3 protein-coding genes are annotated in these 26,031 nt (G+C 73.6%); all 3 read right to left on the bottom strand.

Translation table 11 applies throughout. The features are described from left to right. Positions 1-39 precede the first annotated feature (39 nt). The 3 genes from ACIQRW_RS32545 to ACIQRW_RS32535 all read right to left on the bottom strand — a co-directional run bounded on the left by ACIQRW_RS32545 (position 40) and on the right by ACIQRW_RS32535 (position 26,009). Entirely contained in the window at positions 40-11,277 is an 11,238-nt protein-coding gene (locus ACIQRW_RS32545) for an SDR family NAD(P)-dependent oxidoreductase (RefSeq protein ID WP_403767266.1), read from the bottom strand. Positions 11,278-11,373: 96 nt separating this feature from the next. Further along, complete coding sequence (locus tag ACIQRW_RS32540; protein ID WP_403767263.1) at positions 11,374-16,395, bottom strand: type I polyketide synthase; 5,022 nt, start codon at positions 16,393-16,395, stop codon at positions 11,374-11,376. Positions 16,396-16,448: 53 nt separating this feature from the next. After that, positions 16,449-26,009: a type I polyketide synthase gene (locus ACIQRW_RS32535; protein WP_403767422.1), complete on the bottom strand. Its 9,561-nt coding sequence runs from the start codon at positions 26,007-26,009 to the stop codon at positions 16,449-16,451. Positions 26,010-26,031: the final 22 nt, after the last annotated feature.

The raw sequence follows: 26,031 nt of genomic DNA, 5'->3' as shown, positions 1-26,031 counted from the left end.
CGGTCGATGTGGTCATGCCAGCTCCGTCTCGGTGTCGCGTCATGCTTCGTTCTTGTGCAGCGCCATGTCGACGAGCGCGTCGACGTCCATGTCCGCGATGGAGGCGGCATCGTGTTCTGCCGTCTCCGGTCCTTCCGTCTCGTCCTCGAACCCGGTCAGGCGGCGCAGGAGGCTCAGGACGCCGGCGTCGCGCAGCGCGGAGAGCGGTACGTCCGCCAGCGCGCGGCGGAACTCGGCCTCCGCCCTGTCGCCGCCCGGGGACGCGTCCCCGGTGCCGGGGGCGAGCTGTTCCAGCAGGTGCTCGGTGAGCGCCGCCGGGGTGGGGTGGTCGAACACGGAGGTCGGGGAGAGGCGCACTCCCGTGGCCGCGCCCAGCCGGTTGCGCAGTTCGACGCCGGTCAGCGAGTCGAAGCCCGCCTCCCGGAAGGGACGTTCGGACTCGACACGGCCGGTCTCGCCGAGCCCGAGGACCGCGGCCGCCTGCTGCCGCACCAGGTCGAGGACGATCCGGTGCTGTTCGGCCCCGGAGGCGGCGTCGATCCGGCGGCGCAGCGCTTCCGCGCCCGAGGCGTTCACGACGCCGGCGGTGCGGCGGCCCGACGTCCGGACGAGCCCGCGGAACAGGCCGGGCACCTCCTCGGCCGTGGCGCGCGCCCGCAGGGTGGCGAGGTCCAGGCCCACCGGTACGAGGAGGGCCTCGTCGGTGGCGAGCGCCGCGTCGAAGAGGGCGAGGCCTTCCTCCGAGGTGAGCGCGCGGACGCCGGACCGGTCGGTGCGGGCGCGGTCGCCGCTGCCGAGGTGGCCGGTCATACCGCTGGCCTCTTCCCAGAGTCCCCAGGCCAGGGACTGCCCCGGCAGACCGCGTGCGTGCCGGCGTTCGGCGAGCCCGTCGAGGAAGGCGTTGGCGGCCGCGTAGTTGCCCTGGCCGGCGCCGCCGAGGATGCCGCCGACGGAGGAGTAGAGGACGAAGGCGGCCAGGTCTGCTCCGGCGGTGAGCTCGTCGAGGTTGACGGCGGCGTCGACCTTGGGCCGCAGCACCCGCTCGACCTGCTCGGGAGTGAGCGATGTCAGCACCGCGTCGTCGACGACGCCCGCCGTGTGGATCACGGCGGTGAGGGGGTGCTCGGCGGGGATCGCTGCGAGGGTCGCCGCGAGCTGGTCCCGGTCAGCGGCATCGCACGCCGCCACCGTGACCACCGCACCACTCTTCTCCAGCTCCACGACCAGCTCGGCCACACCCTCGGCCGCACCACCCCGACGCGAAGCAAGCACCAGATGACGCACACCATGCACGGACACCAAATGCCGGGCCACCAAACCGCCCAGCGTGCCCGTACCACCGGTCACCAGCACCGTGCCCCCGACATCCAGCACCCGGGGCACCGTCAGCACCACCTTGCCCACATGCCGAGCCTGACTCACATGACGGAACGCCTCCCGCGCACGACGCACATCCCACGACGCCACCGGCAACGGCTCCAGCACACCACCCTCAAGCAGACCCACCACCTCGGCCAGCCACCCACCGATCCGCTCCGCACCCGCCTCGATCAGATCGAACGCCCGGTAGACAACGCCCTCGTGGTCGGAGCGCACGGCGTCGGCGTCGCGGAGGTCCGTCTTGCCCATCTCGATGAACCTGCCGCCCCGGGGCAGCAGATCGAGCGAGGCGTCAACGAACTCACCCGACAGGGCGTTGAGGATGACGTCCATGCCCCGGCCGCCGGTCGCGGTGAGGAACCGCTCGCGGAACTCCAGCGACCTGGACGACGCGATGTGCGCCTCGTCCAGACCCAGCCCCCGCAGCGCACCCCACTTCCCCGGACTCGCCGTCGCGAACACCTCCGCACCCAGATGACGCGCCACCTGCACCGCCGCCATCCCCACACCACCAGCACCCGCGTGCACCAGCACCGCGTCACCCGCCCGCACACCCGCAAGATCCACCAACCCCATCCACGCCGTCAGGAAGGCGACCGGGGTGGCTGCGGCGGTCTCGTACGACCAGCCCTCGGGCAGCCGGGCGAGGAACCGGTGGTCGGTACGGGCCACGGGTCCGATGGAGTCGGGCAGAAGCCCGAACACACGGTCTCCGGGAAGCAGGTCCGGCACGCCGGGCCCGGTCTCGACGACGACTCCGGCGGCCTCGTTGCCGATCGCGGGCGCGGCCCCACCGCCGGGGTACATGCCGAGGGCGATGAGGATGTCGCGGAAGTTCAGGCCCGCGGCGCGGATGGCGACCCGCACCTCGCCGGGGCGCAGGGGCTCGTCGGTGGGGTCGGGCAGCGGCGCCAGCACCAGGTCCTCCAGGGTGCCCGTGCCGCCGCGCACCGCGAGCCGCCAGTTGGGGGCGCCGGAGGGCACGGGCAGCGTGTCGGCGGAGGCAGCGCGGGCAAGTCGGGGCCCGAACAACTGCCCTTCTGTTACGCGGAGTTGGTTCTCGCCGGTTGCCACGGCGCTCGCCACCTCGGCCGCGTCGTGCAGGTCCTGGTCGGTTTCGAGCAGGAAGAACCGCCCCGGATTCTCGGTCTGCGCGGTCCTGAGCAGACCCCACACCGCCGCGTGGGCGAGGGCGCCGGCACGGGTGACGACTGCGAGACGGGTTGTGTCGTACCGGGTGTCTCCGAGGAGTCGTTGCAGCAGGGCCAGGGTGTCCCCGACCGCTTGCCGCACGTCGGCGGCGGGATCCACGTACGTAACGAGGAGGTCGGGGATTCCGCGGGCGGCGACGTCGTCGAGTTCGGACGCCGCGCCGAGGACGACGGCGACCGGCGCGGGGCCCTCCGCGGCGGCGAGCGGCACCCAGTCGATGCGGTAGAGCGAGTCATGGCCGGCGGACGACGCGCGCAGGGCCTCCGCGGAGACGGGGCGCAGTGTCAGCGCCGTCACGGACACCACCGGCTCCCCCGCCGCGTCCGCCACGAACAGCGACACGGAGTCACCCCCGACCGGGGTGAGGCGTACCCGGACGACGGACGCGCCGGAGGCGTGCAGTTCGACCCCGCCGAAGGAGAAGGGCAGCAGCGTGGCGCCCTTGTGGGCGTCGACGAGTCCGCCGAGGCCGATGGGGTGCAGGGCGGCGTCCAGCAGTGCCGGGTGCACACCAAATCCGGCGGCCTCCACCCCGTCGGGCAGGGCCACCTCCGCGAAGACCTCACCGGCGCTCCGCCAGGCGGCCCGCAGACCCCGGAAGACCGGCCCGTACGCCGAACCGGCATCGGCCAACTCGTCGTAGAAGGACGCGAGATCGACCGGCTCCGCGTCGGCGGGCGGCCAGGCCGCCAGGTCGTCCGGCTCGGCGCCGGCGGGCTCGGTCAGCAGTCCGGTGGCGTGGAGGGTCCAGGTGTCGCCGTCGTCAGGCCGTGAGTGCACGGCGACGGGTCGGCCGCCCGTGGCGTCCGGGGCCTCGACCACGACCTGGAGACGGACACCGCCCCGCTCGGGAAGGATCAGCGGGGCCTGGAGCGTCAGCTCCTCGACACGCCCGCACCCGACCTCGTCCCCGGCACGCACCGCAAGCTCCACGAACGCGGTGCCCGGCAGGAGAACCACACCACCGACCTGGTGATCGGCCACCCAGGACTGCGCACCACGCCCGACCCGCCCGGTCAGCACCACACTCCCGCCCTCGGCCAGCGACACCGCCGCCCCGAGGAGGGGGTGTCCGGTGCCGGAAAGGCCGAGGCCTGCGGGGTCGGAGGCGCTGTTGCTCCGCTGGAGCCAGTAGTGGCTGCGCTGGAAGGCATACGTCGGCAGATCAACCCGCCGGCCACCCACACACAACGGAGACCAGTCCACCGGAACCCCACACGCCCACGCCCTGCCGATCCCCTCGACCACCGACACGGCCTCGTCACGATCCTTACGGCACAACGCCACCAACACCAACGCCTCGGGATCGGTGAGCGCCTGACCCGCCATCCCCGTCAGCGTCGCGTCCGGACCGATCTCGACCAGAGCCGTCAGCCCACGACCCTCCAACTCCCCCACCGCATCAGCGAACCGCACCTCAGCACGGGCATGCCGCACCCAATACTCCACCGACCCGACATCACCACCACCCCCAACCGTCGACACAAAACCAACCAACGGAGCGTGGAACGTCAACTGCTCCAGCACCTGCCGGAACTCACCCAGCATCGGCTCCATCAACGGCGAATGAAACGCATGCGACACCCCCAACCGCCGCACCCGAACACCCCGCCCGACAAACCCGGCAACAACCTCCTCCACCACATCCCGCGCACCCGACACCACCACCGACGACGGACCGTTCACCGCCGCCACCGACACCACACCCCCACACGGATGAGCCGCGATCGCCTCCATGACCTCGGCCTCCGGGGCTGCGACGGCAACCATCGCCCCGCCCTCCGGCAACCCCTGCATCAACCGGCCACGCGCCTCCACCAACCGCACCGCATCACCCAGCGACAACACCCCCGCCACGTGAGCCGCAGCGATCTCCCCCACCGAATGACCCGCCACCACCTCCGGCCGCACACCCCACGACTCCACCAACCGGAACAACGCCACCTCAAAAGCAAACAACGCAGGCTGCGCCCACCCCGTCCGCTCCACCACCACCTCATCCGGCGACAACCCCAACAACGACCACACTTCCTGCCACACCCCGTCGAACACCGGAAAAGCAGCAGCCAACTCCCGCCCCATACCAACCCGCTGAGACCCCTGACCAGCGAACAGGAACCCCACCCGGCCGTCCTTCACCGCCACACCGGCATCCGTGCCCGGACCTGCCACCGCAGCGGACAGCAAGGCCTCCCGATCACGCCCCGCGAACACCACCCGATGATCCAGATCCGCACGCCCCAACAACGACGCACCCACATCCACCACACCCACACCAGGCCGGTCAGCCAAGTGATCCGCCAAGCGCCGCAGTTGGCTCACCAACGCCGTCTCGGACCGCGCCGACACCACCCACGGCACCACAGCACCACCCGACACAGCCGGCCCCACCTCGGAGACGGGCTCCGACAGATCCGACGACACAGGCGCCTGCTCCAACACCACATGCGCATTCGTCCCACTGATACCGAACCCGGACACCGCCGCCCGACGCGGACGGCCCGTCTCCGGCCACCCACGCTCACTCACCAACAACTCCACCGCACCCGACGCCCAATCCACCTCCGGCGACGGCTCCTCCACATGCAACGTCCGCGGCAGCAGGCCATGGTCCATCGCGAGGACCATCTTCATGATGGAGGCGATACCGGCGGTGGCCTGGGTGTGGCCGAGGTTGGACTTCAGCGAACCCAGGTACAGCGGGTCCCCGCCCGTACGGTCCTGGCCGTACGTGGCCAGCAACGCCTGCGCCTCGATCGGGTCACCCAGCGTGGTACCGGTGCCGTGCGCCTCGACGGCGTCCACGTCACCGGTGGTCAGGCCGGCATTGGCGAGGGCCTGGCGGATGACCCGCTGCTGCGAGGGGCCGTTGGGGGCGGTGAGACCGTTGGATGCACCGTCCTGGTTGACTGCCGAACCCCGCACCACCGCCAGCACCCGGTGTCCGTTGCGGACGGCGTCCGAGAGACGCTCGACGAGCAGGACGCCCGCACCCTCCGCCCAGCCGGTGCCGTCGGCGGAAGCCGCGAACGCCTTGCACCGCCCGTCCGGCGACAGGCCGCGCTGACGGCTGAACTCGACGAACACCTCGGCGTCGGGCATGACGGCCACACCGCCGACGAGGGCCATACCGCACTCGCCGCGCCGGAGGGCCTGCGCGGCGAGGTGCAGCGCCACCAGTGAGGACGAGCACGCGGTGTCGACGGTGACGGCCGGGCCTTCGAGGCCGAAGGTGTAGGCGATCCGGCCGGACATGACGCTGGAGGCGTTGCCGGTCATCGTGTAGCCCTCGGCGCCCTCGGGGAGCTGGCCGAGGCTGGTGACGTAACCGCGGTGGCCTGCCCCGACGTAGACGCCGGTGAGGCTGCCGCGCAGGGCGGCGGGGTCGATGCCCGCGCGTTCCATCGCTTCCCAGGACGTCTCCAGCAGCAGCCGCTGCTGCGGGTCCATCGCCAACGCCTCACGCGGCGAGATCCCGAAGAACCCCGCGTCGAACTCCGCCGCGTCGTACAGGAACCCGCCCTCACGCACGTACGACTTCCCCGGGGCGTCCGGGTCCGGGTCGTAGAGCGTGTCCACGTCCCAGCCACGGTTGTCGGGGAAGGGAGCGATGGCGTCGGTGCCGTCCGCGAGAAGCTGCCACAGCTCCTCCGGGGTGGTGACGCCGCCGGGCAGCCTGCACGCCATGCCGACGATCGCGACCGGTTCGTCGGCGGCGACGAGGGCCTCGGGTGCCGGGCCGGCACTGTTCGGGGCGTCGTCGGCGAAGAGCTGCTCCTCGATGTGGCGGGCCAGCGCCGCCGGTGTGGGGTGGTCGAAGACGAGGGTGGCGGGCAGGCGCAGGCCGGTGGCCTGGGCGATGCCGTTGCGCAGGTTGACGGCGATGAGGGAGTCCGCGCCGAGGTCGCGGAACGGGCTGCCCGCGGGAACGGCGTCGGGGTCGGAGTGGCCGAGGGCCGCGGCGGACTGTTCGCGGACGAGGCGCAGCAGTTCGCGGGCGCGGGCGGGCCGGTCGAGTCCGGCGAGCCGCCCGGCGAGGGCGTTGCCGCCGCTGTCGGCGGTGTCGGCGCCGCTGGTGGGGGCGATGGCCCTGCGGGCCTCGGGGACGCCGGTGATCAGCGGGTACGGGCGCACGGAGACGGCGGTGGGGGCGACGCGCGCCCAGTCGATGTCGACGACTCCGACGACGGTGTCTCCCTCCGCGAGGGCGCGGACGAGCGCGGCGACGGCCGTGCCGGGGTCCATGGGGGGCACGCCCTGTGCGCGGAGGCGTTCGCCGATCTCTCCGTCGGCGAGTCCGCCACCGCCCCACGAGCCCCACATGACGGAGGTCGCGGGCAGGCCGAGGCCGCGTCGATGGGTGGCGAGAGCGTCCAGGTAGGCGTTGGCCGCCGCGTAGTTGGCCTGGCCGGTGCTCGGGAAGACGCTGGCGAAGGAGGAGTAGAGGACGAACGCCGACAGCTCGGATCCGCGGGTCAGTTCGTGCAGATGGCGGGCGGCGAGGGCCTTGGCCCGCGCGACGCCTTCGGCACGCTCGGGGGTGAGGGTGTCGATGATGGTGTCGTCGACGACGCCGGCCGTGTGGAAGACGGCGGTGAGCCGTTCGCCGTCGGTGGCGAGGCCGTCCAGCAGGCCGGCGAGGGCGTCGCGGTCCGCCACGTCACAGGCGGCGAGGGTGACGCGGGCGCCCGACTCGGCGAGTTCGCGTGCCAGGTCGGCGGCGCCCGGGGCGTCCGCGCCGCGGCGGCTGGTGAGGACGAGGTGTTCTGCCCCCTCGCGGGCCAGCAGGCGGGCCAGGTGGGCGCCGAGCGCGCCGGTCCCGCCGGTGACGAGGGTGGTGCCCTCGGGCCGCCAGGCCGGTGCCGGGCGGTCGGGGCGCGGGGCGCGGACGAGCCGGGCGGCCAGCAGCCCGGACGGCCGGACGGCCAGTTGGTCCTCGCCGTCGGTACGGGCGAGGGTGGCGGTGAGACGGCGCAGGGCGAGGGTGTCGGCGCTCTCCGGGAGGTCAACGGTGCCGCCCCAACGCTCCGGGTATTCGAGTGCGGCGACGCGTCCGACACCCCAGGCGGGGGCCTGTTCGGGGTGGGGCAGCGGGTCGTCGGCGCCGGTGGAGACGGCTCCGCGGGTGACGCTCCACAGCGGTGCGTCGTGGGAGTGACGGCCCAGGTCGCGGAGGAGGGCCAGGGTCGCGAGGGTGCCGCGGCCGAGGGCCGGGTGGTCGGGGTGGGGCCGCTGGTCGAGCGGGAGGAGCGAGAGGGCGCCGGCGATCGGGGGCGCGTCGGTGAGTGCGGTGCCGAGGGGGCCGGTGAGGCCGTGGTGGGCGGAGGAGCAGTCGACGTCGAGGCGGACGACCTCGGCACCGGCCTCGGCCAGGGCGCGGGTGCAGGCGTCCGCCCAGTGGGCGACGGCGTGCGCGGCCGTGTGCGGGGCGTCGAGGTCCGGTGCGTCGTTGCCCGGTGCCTCGTCGCCGGTGTCCGGACCGTCCGGGAGTTGCGGTACGACGAGGAGCCAGGTGCCGTCGAGGCGGGGGGCGTCGCCGTGGTCGGGGAGGTTCTGCCAGGTGAGGTGGTAGCGCCAGGCGTCCACGGCGGACTGCTCGCGGCTGCGGGTGCGCCACGCCGACAGGGCGGGGAGCAGGTCGCTCAGCCGGTCGGCGTCGAGTTCGAGGGTGTGGGCGAGCCCTTCGAGGTCCTCGCGTTCGACGGCGTCCCAGAATCCGGCCTCGACGACGTCGGCGGCGCCGACCGCCTCGGCGGTCTCGGGGTCGACGTTCTCCAGCCAGTAGCGGGTGCGCTGGAAGGCGTAGGTGGGCAGGTCGGCGACGGGGGCGGCCCCGGCGAGGAGCGGGGTCCAGTCGACGCGCAGGCCGTGGACGGACGCCTCGGCGAGGGAGGTGACGAACCGCTCGGCGTCGCCCTCGCCGCGCCGGAGCGAGCCGACGGCCGCGATGTCGGCGGCGGTCGCGTCGGCGGTCTGGGACAGGCCGAGGGTGAGGACGGGGTGGGCGCTGCACTCGATGAAGCCGGTGTAGCCGTCGGTGACGAGAGCGCGGGTCGCGGTCTCGAACTCGACGGTCTGCCGGAGATTGCGTACCCAGTAGGCGGCGTCGAGCCCGCTCGTGTCGATGACGGTGCCGGTGACGGTGGAGTAGAAGGGCACCTCGGCGGCGCGGGGGGCCACGGGGGCGAGCACGTCGAGGAGTTCGTCGCGGATCGACTCGACGTGGGAGGAGTGCGAGGCGTAGTCGACGGCGACGCGGCGGACCCGGACGTCCTGTGCGGAGAGGGCGGCGAGGTACGCGTCGAGTGCCTCGGGCTCGCCGGAGACGACGGTCGAGGAGGGGCCGTTGACCGCGGCGACGGCCAGCTGGGTGCCGTAACCGTCGATCTGCTCGCGGACGGTCGTGGCGGGGAGGGCGACGGAGGCCATGCCGCCGCGCCCGGCGAGCCGCTGCCCGATGACGCGGCTGCGTTCGGCGACGACGCGGGCGCCGTCCTCCAGGGAGAGCGCACCGGCGACGACGGCGGCGGCTATCTCGCCCTGCGAGTGGCCGACCACCGCGGCCGGGGTGACGCCGAAGGACCGCCACAGGCGGGCGAGGGAGACCATCACCGCCCAGGAGGCGGGCTGGACGACGTCGACCCGGGCGAGGTCGCCCGCGAGTTCGGTGCGCAGGTCCCAGTCCACGAACGGGGCGAGCGCCTCCGCGCAGTCGCCCAGCGCCTGGTCGAACTCCGGGAACGCGGCGGCCAGTTCCAGTCCCATGCGGGACCACTGGGCGCCCTGTCCGGGGAAGACGAAGACCGCCTTGTCGGCGACGGCGCCGGTGCCGACGACGGTTCCGGCGGCCGCGGTGCCGGACGCGACGGCCTCCAGGCCGGCGAGCAGTTCGGTACGGTCGCCGGCGACCACGACGGCGCGGTGTTCGAGGGCGGCGCGGGTGGTGGCCAGGGCGGCGGCCACGTCGGCGGGGGCGAGCGCGGGGTGCTCGCGCAGGTGGGCCAGCAGGCGGCCGGCCTGGGCGCGCAGTCCGTCCGCGCTCTTCGCTGAGACGGTCCAGGGCACCACGGCGGGGGTGACGGGCGGCTGCTGCCCGGCGGTCTCCTCCCCTGCGGCCCGGGTCTGCTCCGGCGCGGTGTGCCCGGTCGCGGACTCCTCGGGCGTCGTCGTGGCCGTCGTGGCCGTCGTGGCCGTGGTGGCCGTCGTGGCCGTCGTGGTCGTCGTGGTCGTCGTGGCCGTCGCGTCCCGCTCGGGCCCGGCGTCGGGGCTCGCGGCTTTCCCCGCCTCGGCTTCTTCCGTCCCGGCTTCCTCCAGGATGATGTGGGCATTGGTGCCGCTAATGCCGAACGAGGAGACGCCGGCGCGGCGCGGCTCGCCGGTCTCCGGCCAGGGGCGGGACTCGGTGAGCAGCGAGACGTCGCCCGCGGTCCAGTCGATGTGCGGTGACGGCTCCTCGGCGTGCAGGGTCCGGGGCAGCACGCCGTGGCGGAGCGCCATGACCGTCTTGATCACCCCGGCGACGCCGGCGGCGGCCTGCGCGTGGCCGATGTTGGACTTGTAGGAGGTCAGGTGCAGCGGCCGGCCGGCGGGGCGGCCCTGGCCGTAGGTGGCCATGAGGGCGTGCGCCTCGATCGGGTCGCCCAGCGGGGTGCCCGTGCCGTGGGCCTCGACCATGTCGACGTCCGCCGTGGTGAGCCGGGCGTCGCCGAGCGCCGCGCGGATGACGCGCTGCTGCGCGGGGCCGTTGGGGGCGCTCAGGCCGTTGGACGCACCGTCCTGGTTGACGGCGGAGCCACGGATCACCGCGAGGACCCGGTGCCCGTTGCGGCGGGCTTCGGAGAGGCGCTCCAGCAGCAGCACGCCGATGCCCTCGGCGAGCCCGAGTCCGTCCGCCCCGGCGCCGAACGCCTTGCAGCGGCCGTCCTTCGACAGGCCGCGCTGGCGGCTGAAGGCGACAAATCCCTCGGGCGTGGACAGCACCGCGGAGCCGCCGGCGAGGGCCATGCCGCAGTCGCCGTGCCGCAGGGCGAGGCAGGCGAGGTGGAGGGCGACGAGCGAGGAGGAGCACGCGGTGTCGAGGGTGACGGCGGGGCCCTCGAGGCCGAAGGTGTAGGCGATGCGGCCCGAGGTGACGCTGGAGTTGCTGCCGGTCAGCAGGTGTCCCTCGACGCCGTCGGGGACGGTGCCGAGGTGCGCCGCGTAGTCGGGGCGGTTGCCGCCGATGAAGGTGCCGATGCGGCGGCCCCGTACGCCGGTGGGGTCGAGTCCGGCCCGTTCGAAGACCTCCCAGGAGGTCTCCAGGAGCAGCCGCTGCTGCGGGTCCATCGCCAGTGCCTCGCGCGGTGAGATCCCGAAGAGGCCCGCGTCGAACCGGGAGGCGTCGTAGAGGAAGCCGCCGTCGCGGACGTACGTCTTGCCGGGGGCGTCGGCGTCGGGGTCGTAGAGGCCCTCGACGTCCCAGCCGCGGTCGGTGGGGAGGTGGGAGACGGCGTCGACGCCGTCCTCGACCATCCGCCACAGGTCCTCGGGGGAGCTGACGCCGCCGGGGAAGCGGCAGGCCATGCCCACGATCGCGATCGGCTCGTGGGCGGCGTCCTCGGCGTCCCGCAGGCGCTGACGCGTCTCGTGCAGGTCCGCGGTCACCCACTTGAGGTAGTCACGGAGCGTCTTCTCGCTGTTGGCCACTGGTGTCTCCCACGAGTCGTTCACGGTGTAGCGGTCGGCAGGTCTGGGCGCCGGGCGGGAGCGGGGGAAGCTGCCGCCCGGCGGGTCGGGGGCCGCTCAGGAGCGGCCGAACTCCCGGCGGATGAACTCGAACATCTCCTCGTCACTGGCGGATTCGAGGTGCTCGGCGACGGAGGCTGGCCCCTCGTCCTGTGCTCCCTCGTCGGCGGTCCAGCGGTCGAGGAGGGCGCGCAGGCGTGCGGTGACGGGCGCGCGTTCGGTCGTGTCGGTGTCGAGTCGGGCCAGGACGGTTTCCAGGCGGTCGAGCTGGGCGTGCAGCGCTTCGGTGGTGGCGGGGGCGTCGTCGAGGAGTTCGGCGCGCAGCAGCACGGCGACCGCGGCCGGGGTGGGGTGGTCGAAGACGAGCCCGGCGGGGAGCCGCAGGCCGGTCGCGCGGCTGAGGCGGTTGCGCAGTTCGACGGCGGTGAGCGACTCGAAGCCGAGGTCCCGGAAGGCGCGGGCGGGCAGCACCTCGCCGGGGCCGTCGTGGCCCAGCGCGGCCGCGGCGTGCTCGCGCACCAGGTCGAGCAGGTGGCGGTCGGCCTCCTCCCCGGTGAGCGCGGAGAGCTTCTCCCGCAGGGTGTGGGACTCCTCGGCGTCGTCCGTGGTGCGCTTCTCGCTCTCGGCGATCCGCTCCAGGGCCGCGCGGGCCTCGGGCAGGTCGTCGAGGAGGCGGGTGGGGCGCGCCATGGTGAAGAGGGAGACGAAGCGGTCCCATTCGATGTTGGCGAGGGCGACGTTGACGTCGTCGTGGTCGACCGCCTGGCGGAACGCCTCGATGCCGAGGTCGGGTTCCAGGAACGGGAGCCCCTGCGCCTGGGCGCGTTCGCTGATGGCCATGCGTTCGGCGGCGTAACTCTCCTGGATGTCCACGGGCCGCCACACGCCCCAGGCGAGTGAGGCCGCGGTCTGCCCGCGTGCGCGCCGCTGCTGTGCCAGGGCGTCCAGGTGGGCGTTGGCCGCGGCGTAGGAGCCGTGCAGGCCGCTGCCCCAGAAGGCGGCGATGGAGGAGTAGAGCACGAAGGCGTCGAGGTCGTGGCCTTCGAAGACGCGGTCGAGGTTCCGGGCGCCGCGGATCTTCGCGTGGTAGGCGCTCTCGAACTCCTCGACGGTGGTCTCCAGGAGCGGGCCGAGGTCGATGTGGGCGGCGGTGTGGACGACCGCGGTGACGGGCGGGCCGTCGGCCTCGACCCGGGCGACGAGCGCGGCCAGTTCGTCGTGGTCGGCGATGTCGCAGCCGGCGATGGTGACACGGACGCCGAGGCCGGTGAGTTCTGTTTCGAGGGTGTCGGCGCCGGGTGCGTCGGGGCCTCGGCGGCTGGTGAGGACGAGGTGTTCGGCGCCGTTGCGGGCGAGCCAGCGGGCGAGGAGCTTACCGAGGGCGCCGGTGCCGCCGGTGATGAGGACGGTGCCGCGCGGCCGGTAGTCGCGGACGGGGGTGCGGTCGGCGGCGAGGTCGCGGACCATCCGCCGGCCGAGGGGGCGCCCGCCGCGGACGGCGATCTGATCCTCGGCGTCGGTGCGGCGCAGCGCGGCGGTGATCTCGGTGACGGCGGTGGCGTCGTCGGTGTCGGGGGCGAGGTCGACGAGGCCGCCCCACAGGCGGGCGTTCTCCAGTGCGGCGACGCGGCCCATGCCCCACAGTTCGGCCTGTACGGGGTCGGCGGGGGTGTGGTCGTCGGTGGCGACGCCGCCGCGGGTGACGCACCACAGGGGTGCGGTGACGCCGGTGTCGGCGAGGGCCTGGAGCACGGCGAGGGTGCCGAGGGTGGCCGTGCTGAGCGTCGGGCTGCCGGGAAGCGGGGAGCCGTCGAGGGACCAGAGGCTGAGCACGCCGGTGAGGTCCCGGCCGTCACCGACGGCTTCGTGCAGGCGGGCGGCGAGTTTGCCCCGGTCGGCGTCGGCGGCGGCGACCGGCAGGAGGTGCGCGTCGGCGCCGGAGGCTTCCAGCCCCCGCAGCGTCGCGGCGACGAACGGTACGGCCACGTGTTCCTCGGGGACGACGAGGAGCCAGGTCCCGGTGAGCGCCGGGGCGGCGGAGGCGGGGGTGAGGGGGCGCCAGGCGGTCTTGTAGCGCCAGGCGTCGACGGTGGCCTGCTCGTGGCGGGTGCGCCGCCAGGCTCCCAGGGCGGGCAGCAGCTCGGGCAGTCCGGCTCCGTCGGTGAGGCGCAGGGTCTCGGTGACGGCGGACAGGTCGCCCCGTTCGACGGCCTCCCAGAAGTGGGCCTCCGCTCGGTCCGCGGGCGGTGCCGCGATGTGCGCGACGGGCTCCGGCTCCAGCCAGTAACGCTTGTGCTGGAAGGCGTAGGTGGGCAGGGGCGTGGTGCCGGTGCCGGGGAGTGCGGGGGTCCAGTCGACGGTGGCGCCGTACGTGAACGCCTCGGCGAGGGAGGCCAGGAAGCGGTCGTGACCGCCGTCGTCGCGGCGCAGGGAGGAGACGGTGACGATGTCGGGGCCCGCGGTCTCCTCGATGGCGAGGGAGAGCACCGGATGGGCGGCGGCCTCCACGAAGAGGGTGTGGCCGGCGTCCACGAGCTGCCGGGTGACCTGGGCGAACTCCACGGTCCTGCGCAGGTTGCGGACCCAGTAGGCGGCGTCGAGGACCGTGGTGTCGAGGGCGCGGGCGTCGACGGTGGAGTGGAACGGCACCCGCGAGGCGCGGGGCGTGATCCCGGCCAGTTCGTCGAGGAGTTCGTCCCGGACGGCCTCGACCTGCGGGGAGTGGGAGGCGTAGTCGACGGGGACGACGCGGGCGCGCACCCCGTCGGCCTCGCAGCCGGCGACGAGTTCGGCGATCGCGTCGGGGTCGCCGGAGACAACGGTGGCGCGGCTGCCGTTGACGGCCGCGACCCCCAGCCGGTCGGCCCAGGGCCGGAGGCGTTCTTCGGTGTCCTCGCGTCCGAGCGCCAGGGAGGCCATGCCGCCGAGGCCGGCCAGGCTGCGGCCGATGACGCGGCTGCGCCGGGCGACGACGAGGGCGCCGTCCTCCAGGGACAGCGCGCCGGCGACGACGGCGGCGGCTATCTCGCCCTGCGAGTGGCCGACGACGGCGGCGGGCTCCACCCCGTGCGCGCGCCACAGCTCGGCGAGCGAGACCATGACGGCCCAGGAGGCGGGCTGCACGATGTCCACCCGGTCGAGGGGGCCGCCCAGTTCGGTGAACAGGTCCCAGTCGACGTGGGGTTCCAGCGCCGTCGCGCAGGCGCGCAGGGAGGCGGCGAAGGCGGGTTCGGCGTCGGCGAGGGCCAGCGCCATGCCGGACCATTGGGCGCCCTGCCCGGGGAAGACGAAGACGGGGCGTGCGGCGCCCTCGCGTACGGACCCGGCGGCGACGGAGGAGGAGGAGGCGCCCGCAGTGGTGCCCGCGCTGCCGCCCGCTGTGGCGAGGCCGGCGAGCCCGTCGAGGAGGGCGTCCGGGTCGGCGGCGACGACGACGGCCCGGTGGTCCAGGGCGGCCCGGCCGGTGGCGAGGGACCGGGCCACGGCGGCGGGGTCGGTGGTGGGGCGGTCGCCGAGGAACGTATGCAGCCGGGCGGCCTGGTCGCGCAGGGCCGCCTCGGTGGCACCGGAGACCACCCAGGCGAGGGCCCTGCCGTTGGTGAACGCCGTCTTCTCGCTGACGGCGGCCGGCTCCTCGGTCGTCCCGCGGACGGCAGCGGGCGCGGGGCGGTCCGCCGGGTCCGGCTGTTCGAGGATCACATGGGCGTTGGTGCCGCTCATGCCGAACGCGGAGACACCGGCGCGGCGCGGGCGGTCCCGGTCGGGCCAGGGCAGGTTCTCGGTCAGCGGGGCGACCGAACCGTCGGACCAGTCGACCTCGGAGGTGAGCTGCGCGGTGTGGAGGGTGCGCGGCAGCACACCGTGCCGTATCCCCTGGATGGTCTTGATGACGCCGCCGACACCCGCGGCGGCCTGGGCGTGGCCGACGTTCGACTTGAGCGAGCCGATCCACAGGGGCCGTTCCCGGGGGCGGTTCCGGCCGTAGGTGGCGAGCAGCGCCTGTGCCTCGATCGGGTCGCCGAGCTTCGTGCCGGTGCCGTGTGCCTCGACGGCGTCGATCTGGTCGGGGGCCAGCCGGGCGTCCTCCAGCGCCGCCTCGATGACGCGTGCCTGGGCGGGGCTGCTGGGTGCGGTGAGCCCGTTGGAGGCGCCGTCCTGGTTGATGGCGGAGCCGCGCACGACGGCCAGCACCTCGTGGCCGTTGCGCCGGGCGTCGGCCAGCCGCTCCACCAGCAGGAGCCCGACGCCCTCGCCGAGGCCCATGCCGTCGGCGTCCTCGGAGAACGCCCGGCAGCGGCCGTCGGCGGACAGCCCGCGCTGCCGGCTGAAGCCCACGAACTCGGCGGGCGTCGACATCACCGCGACGCCACCGGCCACGGCGAGTTCGCACTCGCCCCGGCGCAGTGCCTGCACGGCCAGGTGCAGGGCGACCAGCGAGGACGAGCAGGCGGTGTCGAGGGTGACGGCGGGCCCTTCCAGGCCGAAGGCGTAGGCGATGCGGCCGGAGACCACGCTCGCCGCGCCGCCGGTCAGCAGGTGCCCCTCGAATCCCACGGGCACGGTGGTCAGTCCGGAGCGGTAGTCCAGCGGGTTCGCGCCGACGAACGTGCCGACGTTCTGGCCGCGCAGCGACAGCGGATCGATGCCGCCGCGCTCGAACACCTCCCAGGCCGTTTCGAGGACGAGCCGCTGCTGCGGGTCCATGGCGAGCGCCTCACGCGGCGATATGCCGAACAGCCCCGGGTCGAACCGGTCGGCGCCGTCGAGGAATCCGCCCTGGGTGACGTAGGTGGTGCCCTCCCGGTCGGCGTCCTGGTCGTGCAGCGCGGCGAGGTCCCAGCCACGGTCGGCGGGGAAGGCGCTGATCGCGTCGCCGCCCCCGCTGACCAGCCGCCACAGGTCCTCCGGGTCGCGTACGCCGCCGGGGAAGCGGCACGCCATGGCGACGACGGCGATCGGCTCGTGGTCACGGGACTCGGCTTCGCGCAGCCGCTGCTGGGTCTGCTGGAGGTCGGTGGTGACCTTCCGCAGATAGTCGAGGAGTTTCCGCTCGTCGGCCGGCGTGGACGTGTTCGACATGGTGGGCTCTCCAGTCAGGCGTTCGGGTCGTTGGGGGGCGGGGTGCGTCTCGGTCATGAGGCGCCCAATCCCCTGTCGATCAGGTCGAACAGTTCGTCGGCGGATGCCGAGGCGACGTCCACCGGGGCCGTGTCGTCCTCCTGCGCGGCAGCGGGGTCACCGGCCGCGGGCCCGTCGCCCTCGGACCAGCTCCACAGCAGGCCCTGGAGCCTCCGTGCGAGCTGCTGCCTGGTGGCGGAGTCGGGCGGGGCAGCCGCCAGGGCGGTCTCGAAGTCGCCGAACCGCACCAGGGCGAGCGGTTGGGCCGAGGCGTCGTCCGGCAGCAGCAGGACACGCAGCCGTTCGGCGAGCGCCACGGGCGACGGGTGGTCGAACACCAGCGTGGCGGGCAGTTTCTGACCGGTCGTGGCGGCGAGCCGGTTGCGCAGCTCGACCGCCGTCAGCGAGTCGAAGCCCATCTCCCGGAACGCCCGGCCGGCGTCGACGGACTCCGCCTGCGGACCGTGCCCGAGCACGGCGGCCGCCTGCGCACGGACCAACTCCAGGAGGAGGTGGTCCTGTTCGGGACGGGAGAGGCCTTCGAGCCGCCGGGCGAGGTCGCCGCCCCCGGCGGGCGCGGCCTCCTCCGGGGCCGCCAGCGCACGCGCGGCCTCGGGCACCTCCGCGAGCAGTGCGGACTCCCGGGCCATGGTGAACAGCGCGACGAAGCGTTCCCAGTCCACGTCCGCGACGGCCACCACCGTCTCGTCGTGGTCGATGATCCGTCGCAGTGCGGTGAACGCCGCATCCGCGTCGAGCAGCGGCAGTCCGTGCCGGCTGGACTTCTCGTTCTTCAGCGCGCGCATCTCGGTGTTGCGCTCGTCCCAGTCGTTCGCCGCGTCCCAGATGCCCCAGGCGACGGACGTGGCACGCAGCCCCCGCGTCCGGCGGCGCTCCGCGAGCGTGTCCAGGTGGGCGTTGGCCGCGGCGTAGGCGCCGTGGTCACCACTCCCCCAGAAGCCGGCGATCGACGAGAAGAGCACGAAGGCGTCGAGGTCGCGGTCGGCGAAGAGCGCGTCCAGGTTCTCGGCGCCGAGCACCTTGGCGCGGCAGATCTCCGAGAGCGTGCCGGGGGTGGTGTCCGCGAGCATGCCCAGTTCGATGTGGGCCGCCGCGTGCACGACGGCGGTGACGGGTGGCCCGTCCGCCTCCACCTCCCGCACCAGGGCGGCGAGGGCGTCACGGTCGGCGATGTCGCACGCGGCGAACGTCACCCGGGCGCCCAGCTCCTCGATGGCGGCGGCCAGTTGGGGCGCACCGATCGCGTCCTTGCCGCGCCGGCTGACCAGCACCAGGTGTTCGGCACCACCCCGCGCCAGCCAGCGCGCGAGGTGCCCGCCGATGCCACCGCTGCCACCGGTCACGAGTACGGTGCCGCGCGGCGTCCACGTGCGGCCCGGCGTCCGGCCGCCGAGCGTGGAGCGCACGAGACGGCGTCCGAACACTCCGGCGGCCCGGACGGCGAGCTGGTCCTCGCCCGGGGGCGCGGCCAGCGCACCCACGGCGAGCCGCAGTGCCCGCTCGTCCACCACGGTCGGCAGGTCCATCAGCCCGCCCCACAGCTTGGGGTGCTCCAGAGCCGCCACGCGGCCCCAGCCCCAGAGCTGGGCCTGCGCGGCGCCGGAGAGCCCGTCCGTGTCCGACACAGCCACGGCGTCACGGGTGAAGAGCCACAGCGGGGCCTCGGCGCCGAGGTCGTGGAGCGCCTGCAGAAGAGCGAGGCTCCCGAGCGAACCGCCCGTCAGGGCGGGGAAGTGGGGGTGCGGGGCGTCGTCCAGGCCCCACAGGGCGACCACGCCGGAGAACGGCAAGTCCTCGTCGGCCACTTCGGAGATCCGGGTGGCCAGTCCGGCGCGGTCGGTGTCCCCGGCGGACACCTCCAGCAGACGGACGTCCGCTCCCCTGTCCTCCAGGGCCCGGACGAGAGCGGGTGTCGTCCCCTCCCGCTCGGCCACCGGTGAGACGACGAGCCAGGTTCCGGAGAGGCTCGATCCGTCACCGAGATCGGTGAGGGGCCGCCAGGCGGTCTTGTAGCGCCAGGAGTCGATCACGGACTCCTGACGGCCGGCCCGCCGCCAGGACGCCAGGGCCGGAAGCAGAGGCCGCAGATCCTCACCATCAAGATCCAGCGAAACCGCCAGCGACTCCAGGTCCTCGCGCTCGACGGCCTCCCAGAACCGGTCCTCCACCTCGTCCCGCGACACACCCACCGACGCCGGCAGCTCACCCGACTCCAGCCAGAAGCGACTGCGCTGGAACGGATACGTCGGCAGGTCGACGGTGTCACCGGGAGCGGCCACCAGGGAGCCGAGGTCGACGGGCAGTCCTTCGACGAAGGCCTGCGCCAGCGACGTCACGAACCGCTGAGCGCCTCCGTCATCACGGCGCAGGGACCCGACCACGATGGACGCACCGGACTCCTCCACCCCCACGGCGAGGACGGGATGCGCACTGCACTCGACGAAGGCGGTGAACCCGTCGGCTATCAGTGTCTTGGTCGTTGCCTCGAACTCGACCGTCTGCCGCAGGTTGCGCACCCAGTAAGCGGCGTCCAGCTGCTGGGTGTCGAGCAGGCTGCCGGTGACCGTGGAGTAGAACGGGACTGTCGCCGAACGCGGCGTAATCGGGGCCAGGACGTCAAGGAGTACGTCTCGGATCGACTCGACGTGGGAGGAGTGCGAGGCGTAGTCCACCGCGATACGGCGAACACGTACCTCCTCGCCCTCCAGGACCGTCAGCAGTTCATCGAGCGCGGACGGCTCACCCGAAACCACCGTGGAGGAAGGCCCGTTGACGGCGGCGACCGCCAGACGGTCACCGAACCGCTTAAGCCGTTCTCGTACGGTCTCGGCGGGCAGCGCGATCGACGCCATACCGCCCCGACCGGCGAGACGCTCACCGATCACACGGCTGCGCTCAGCAACGATCCGGGCACCGTCCTCCAACGACAACGCACCCGCCACCACAGCGGCAGCGATCTCCCCCTGCGAGTGACCCACCACCGCGGCCGGCACCACACCGAACGACTCCCACAACCGGGCCAGCGACACCATCACCGCCCACGAAGCAGGCTGCACCACATCAACCCGGGCCAGATCACCCGCCAGCTCCGACCGCAGATCCCACCCCACGAACGGGGCAAGCGCGTCCGCACACTCGCGCAGCGACTTGTCGAACACCGGGAAGGCATCGGAGAGTTCCAGCCCCATCCGCGACCACTGCGCACCCTGCCCCGGGAACACGAACACCGCCTTCCCCGGACCGCTCGGCGTGCCCATGACCACCGCCGCGTGCGGCTCACCCGCCGCGACCGAAGCCAGACCGGACAGCAGAGCCGAACGATCGGCCCCCACCACCACCGCGCGGCGCTCCAGCCGTGCCCGGGAGCGCAGCAGTGCGCCGGCGACGGCGAGGGGGGCGTCGTCGAGGTGGTTCTCGATGTGTGCGTGGAGGCGGTGCGCCAGTCGGCGCAGGGAGTGCTCGGAGCCGGCGGTGAGCGTCAGGGGGACGGCTCCGTGCGGCGTGCCGGCCGGGTCGGTGGCCGGCACGGCGGAGACCTCGTCGGCCGGTGCGGGCTGTTCGACCAGAACGTGCACGTTGGTGCCGCTGATGCCGAAAGAGGAGACACCGGCGCGGCGCGGGCGTCCGGTCTCGGGCCAGGGCTCCGCCGCTGTCAGCAGCGAGACCGCGCCCTGCGACCAGTCGATGTGGGAGGAGGGCTCGTCCACGTGCAGAGTGCGGGGAAGTACCCCGTGCCGCATCGCCATGACCATCTTGATGACGCCGGCGACGCCTGCCGCCGCCTGTGTGTGCCCGATGTTCGACTTGACCGAGCCGATCAGGAGCGGCTGCGCGGGGTTGCGGTCACGGCCGTAGGTGGCCATGAGGGCCTGCGCCTCGATCGGGTCGCCGAGCTTCGTGCCGGTGCCGTGGGTCTCGACGGCGTCCACATCGTCGGCCGCCAGGCGGGCGTTGGCGAGGGCCTGGCGGATGACGCGCTGCTGCGAGGGCCCGTTGGGGGCGGTGAGACCGTTGGACGCACCGTCCTGGTTCACGGCCGAACCCCGCACCACCGCCAGCACCCGGTGCCCGTTGCGGCGGGCGTCGGAGAGGCGTTCCACGAGGAGCATGCCGACGCCCTCAGCGAGTCCGAAGCCGTCGGCGGCGTCGGCGAACGCCTTGCAGCGGCCGTCGGGGGCCAGACCGCGCTGGCGGCTGAACTCCGTGAAGGCGGCGGGCGACGACATGACGGTCACCCCGCCGGCGAGGGCCATGGTGCACTCGCCCTGGCGGAGCGCCTGCACGGCGAGGTGCAGGGCGACCAGCGACGACGAGCACGCGGTGTCGACGGTCACGGCCGGGCCTTCGAGGCCGAAGGTGTACGCGATCCGGCCCGAGGCGACGCTCGTGGTGCTGCCGGTCATCCGGTAGCCCTCCAGTCCCTCGGGGACGGGCAGGGAGGGGTGGGTGGCACCGTAGTTGTGGTGGGTCATCCCGGCGAAGACGCCCGTGCGCGTGCCCTTGAGCGAGGTGGGGTCGATCCCGGCCCGCTCCAGCACCTCCCAGGACGTCTCCAGCAGCAGCCGCTGCTGCGGGTCCATCGCCAACGCCTCGCGCGGCGAGATCCCGAAGAACTCGGGGTCGAACCGGTCGGCGTCGTGCAGGAACCCGCCTTCGCGTACGTAACTCTTGCCGGTCGCCGCCGGGTCGGGGTCGTAGAGCGCGTCGGCGTCCCAGCCACGGCCGGACGGCAGCGGGGAGATCGCGTCGCCCTCACCGGCGACGAGCTGCCACAGCTCCTCCGGGGAGCCCACGCCACCGGGGAACCGGCAGGCCATGCCGACGACGACGATCGGCTCGTCGTCCGCGGCACCACCCTGGTGGACGGCGGCTACCGGCTCGGCGGCGTCGCCGAGGAGTTCCGCGTACAGATGGACGGCGAGCCCGGCGGGAGTGGGGTAGTCGAAGACGAGAGAGGCGGGCAGGCGCAGACCGGTGAGGGTGTTGAGGCGGTTGCGCAGTTCGACGGCGGTGAGCGAGTCGAAGCCGAGGTGCCGGAAGGCGCGGCTCTCGTCGACGGAGGCGGGGTCGTCGTGGCCGAGGACGAGCGCGGCGTTGCGGCGTACCAGGTCGGTGAGTTCGCGGCGCCCGTCGCCCTCGGGCAGTGCGACGAGCCGGCCGACCAGTTCGGACGCCTCCTGCTCGTCCTCCGCGACGGCGGCCGGGGCGGCCTCGGAGAGCGCCTGACGGGCCTCGGGGATCTCGTCGAGCAGGTGGCTGGGCCGCTCGGAGGTGAAGACCACGGCGAAGCGGTCCCACCGTATGTCGATGACGACGGGGCAGGTCTCGTCGTGGTCGAGGATCTGCTGCAGCGCCCGGGTGGCGGGTTCCGCGTCGAGCGCGAACACGCCGTGCCGGCGCGCCCGGTCGCCGACCGCGCCCTCGGCCATGCCCGCGCCGGCCCAGGTTCCCCAGGCGACGGCGGTGGCGGGGAGCCCGGCCGCACGGCGTTGTTCGGCGAGGGCTTCGAGGTGGACGTTGCCCGGAGCGTAGTTGCCGAGGCCGGGGGTGCCGAAGGTGGCCGCGAAGGAGGAGAAGAGGACGAAGGCGGTGAGGTCGCGGTCCCGGGTCAGCTCGTGGAGGTTGTCCGCGCCGCGTGTCTTGACCCTCAGGACCCGCTCGATCCGGTCGGCGTCGAGGGCGTCCACCACGCCGTCGTCGAGGACGGCGGCGGTGTGGAACACGGCGGTGAGCGGCAGCTCCTGGGGAATGCGGGCGAGCTCGGCTTCGAGGGCCTCGCGGTCGGCGATGTCACAGGCGGCGATCGTGGTCCGGGTGCCCGACTCGGCGAGTTCGGCGATGAGTTCGGCCGCGCCGGGCGCGTCCGGTCCGCGCCTGCTGAGCAGGAGGAGGTGCGGGGCCCCGTTGCGGGCGAGCCACCGCGCGATGTGCGTGCCGAGGGCGCCGGTGCCTCCCGTGACGAGGACGGTGCCCTCGGGCCGCCAGGTACGCGGCGGGACGGCACCCCCGAGCGGTGCCCGCAGCATGCGGCGGGCGAGGAGCCCGGTGGCCCGGAGCGCGAGCTGGTCCTCCCCGTCGCGGCCGGACAGTGCGGTGGCGAGGAGGCGCAACGCGGTGGAGTCGGCCTGCTCCGGCAGGTCCACGAGCCCGCCCCAGAGCCGCGGCTGCTCCAGGGCGACGACGCGGCCGAGGCCCCACAGCTGGGCCTGGGCGGCATCGAGCGGTGGCTCGTCGGGACGGGTTCCGACGGCGCCTCGGGTGGCGCACCAGAGCGGCGCGCCGAGCTCGCTGTCGGCGACGGCCTGGATCAGGGCGAGGGAAGCGGCGTAGCCGGTGGTGAGGGTGGTCTGCCCGGGGTGCGTCCGCCCGTCGAGCGCCAGCAGCGAGAGTACGCCGCTGACATGGTCGTCGCCCGCTGCGGTGCGCAGGGCGGCGGCGAGCATGTGCCGGTCGGCCGTCGCGGCGTCGGGGGTGAGGAGGGTGACCCGGGCGCCCGCGTCGCGCAGCGCGCGCTGGGCGGCCTCGTGCCACACCTGCGGTCCGGCGGCGTCGGGCGAGACGACGATCCAGTGCCCCTCCAGCCGTGCCGTGCCCGGGTCGGCCAGCGAGTGCCAGGCGATCCTGTAACGCCAGGAGTCGGTCTCGGACTGCTCGCGGCTGCGGTGCCGCCAGCCGGCCAGGGCGGGCAGCAGATCGCGCAGGTCGTTTCCGTCGAGGTCGAGCGCGGTGGCGAGCGCGGGCAGATCCTCGCGCTCGACGGCATCCCAGAAGTCGTCCTCGGCCGCGTCGCGTGGAGTGGTGGCGGTGGGCGGGCGGTGGGCCAGCCAGTAGGGCCGCCGCTGGAAGGCGTACGTCGGCAGCTCCGCGACGGGCCCCTGGCCGATCAGCGTGGACCAGTCGGCGGGCAGGCCGTGGGTGAATGCCTGCGCCAGTGACGTCACGAATCGCTGAGCGCCTCCGTCATCACGGCGCAGGGACCCGACCACGATGGACGCGCCGGACTCCTCCACCCCCACAGCGAGGACGGGATGCGCGCTGCACTCCACGAAGGCCGACAGCCCGTCGGCTATCAGTGCTTTCGTCGTCGCCTCGAACTCGACCGTCTGCCGCAAGTTGCGCACCCAGTAAGCGGCGTCCAGAACCTCGGTGTCGAGCAGGCTGCCGGTGACCGTGGAGTAGAACGGGACCGTCGCCGAACGCGGCGTAATCGGGGCCAGGACGTCGAGGAGTACGTCTCGGATCGACTCCACGTGCGAGGAGTGCGAGGCGTAGTCCACCGCGATACGCCGGACCCGGACCTCCTCACCCTGAAGGACCATCAGCAGCTCGTCCAACGCGGACGGCTCACCCGAAACCACCGTGGAGGAAGGCCCGTTGACCGCGGCGACCGCCAGACGGTCACCGAACCCCTCGACCCGCTCCCGTACCGTCTCGGCGGGCAGCGCGATCGACGCCATACCGCCCCGGCCGGCGAGACGCTCACCGATCACCCGGCTGCGCTCAGCAACGATCCGGGCACCGTCCTCCAACGACAACGCACCCGCCACCACAGCCGCAGCGATCTCCCCCTGCGAGTGACCCACCACCGCAGCCGGCACCACACCGAACGACTCCCACAACCGAGCCAGAGAAACCATCACCGCCCACGAAGCAGGCTGCACCACATCAACCCGGGCCAGATCACCCGCCAACTCCACCCGCAGATCCCACCCCACGAACGGGGCAAGCGCGTCCGCACACTCACGCAGCGACTTATCGAACACCGGGAAGGCATCCGCCAGTTCCAACCCCATCCGCGACCACTGCGCCCCCTGCCCCGGGAACACGAACACGGGGTTGTGCGTCCCGTCGGCTGCCGTGCCCTGGGTGACTCGGGTATCGGGCGTGCCGTCGGCGAGGGACCGCAGACCGCCGAGCAGGTCGTCCGGCCGGGTGCCGACGATCACGGCGCGGTGGCCGAGCGAGGCGCGCGTGGTGAGCAGGGCGCGGGCGACCTCGGTGGAGGGACGTTCGTGGTCGGTGAGGTGGTCGAGCAGGCGGGCGGCCTGGGCGCGCAGGGCCTTGGGGCCGGCGGCGGAGATCGCCCAGGGGAGGGTGTCCGTCGCCCGGTGGTCCCGGTCCGCGTCAGGTGCGGCGGGAGCGTCGTCCGGCGCCTCGGCGGGGGCGGCCTCGATGACGACGTGGGCGTTGGTGCCGCTCACGCCGAAGGAGGAGATGCCCGCGCGGCGGGGCTCGTCGCCGGCCGGCCAGGGGCGGGGGTCGGTGAGCAGGGCGACGGCTCCCGCGTCCCAGTCGACGCGGGGGGTCGGTTCGGCGATGTGCAGGGTCCTCGGCAGGGTGCCGTTGCGCAGCGCCATGACCATCTTGATCACACCGCCGACGCCTGCGGCGGCCTGTGAGTGGCCGATGTTGGACTTCAACGAGCCAAGCCACAGCGGGTTTTCGGGGTCGCGGCCCTGGCCGTAGGTGGCGAGGAGGGCCTGCGCCTCGATCGGGTCACCGAGGGTGGTACCGGTGCCGTGCGCCTCGACGGCGTCGACCTGGTGGGAGGCCAGGCCGGCGTTGGCGAGGGCCTGGCGGATGACGCGCTGCTGCGAGGGCCCGTTGGGGGCGGTGAGACCGTTGGACGCGCCGTCCTGGTTGACGGCGGTGCCCCGCACCACCGCCAGTACGTGGTGCCCGTTGCCGCGGGCGTCCGACAGGCGCTCCACCAGGAGGACGCCGACGCCTTCCGCCCAGCCGGTGCCGTCGGCGGAGGCGGCGAACGCCTTGCAGCGGCCGTCGGTGGCGAGGCCGCGCTGGCGGCTGAACTCGGCGAAGAGTTCCGGGGTGGGCATGACGGTGACGCCGCCCGCCACGGCGAGGGAGCACTCGCCCTTGCGCAGAGCGGTGACCGCCAGGTGCAGGGCGACGAGCGACGAGGAGCACGCGGTGTCGACGGTGACGGCCGGGCCTTCGAGGCCGAAGGTGTAGCTGATCCGGCCGGTGACGACGCTGGCGGCCTTGCCGGTCATCGAGTAGCCCTCGACGCCGTCGGGAAGGTCGCTCTGGCCGAAGGTGACGCCGTATCCGGGGTGCCCGGCGCCGATGAACACGCCGGTGTCGGAGCCCTTGAGGTGGGCCGGGTCGATCGCCGCGCGCTCGACGGCCTCCCAGGTGGTCTCCAGCAGGATGCGCTGCTGGGGGTCCATCGCGAGGGCCTCGCGCGGGGAGATGCCGAACAGTTCGCCGTCGAACGCGGCGGCGTCGTGGAGGAATCCGCCTTCCCGGACGTAACTGGTCCCGGGGTTGCGCAGCTCGGGGTCGTAGAGCGCATCGAGGTCCCAGCCGCGGTCGGTGGGGAAGCCGGACACGGCGTCGCGGCCGTCGGCGACCAGTCGCCACAGGTCCTCGGGGGACGTCACGTCCCCGGGGTAGCGGCAGGCCATGCCGATGATGGCTATGGGCTCGTGGTCGCGCTCCTCCAGCTCGGTGATACGACGCCGGGCCTGGCGCAGATCGGTGGTGGCCCGCTTGAGGTAGTCACGAAGCTTTTCTTCGTTGGTGGTCATGATCGCTTCTCACCTGTCCTGGACC

It is taken from the genome of Streptomyces sp. NPDC091287 (assembly GCF_044768525.1).
In the GTDB taxonomy this organism is placed as follows: Bacteria; Actinomycetota; Actinomycetes; order Streptomycetales; family Streptomycetaceae; genus Streptomyces.
This window is presented reverse-complemented; position numbering and strand designations above follow the sequence as displayed.

Excerpts from the sequence above, each read along its gene's own strand:
- ACIQRW_RS32540 (WP_403767263.1), bottom strand. The coding sequence starts at position 16,395 with ATGTCGAACACGTCCACGCCGGCCGACGAGCGGAAACTCCTCGACTAT.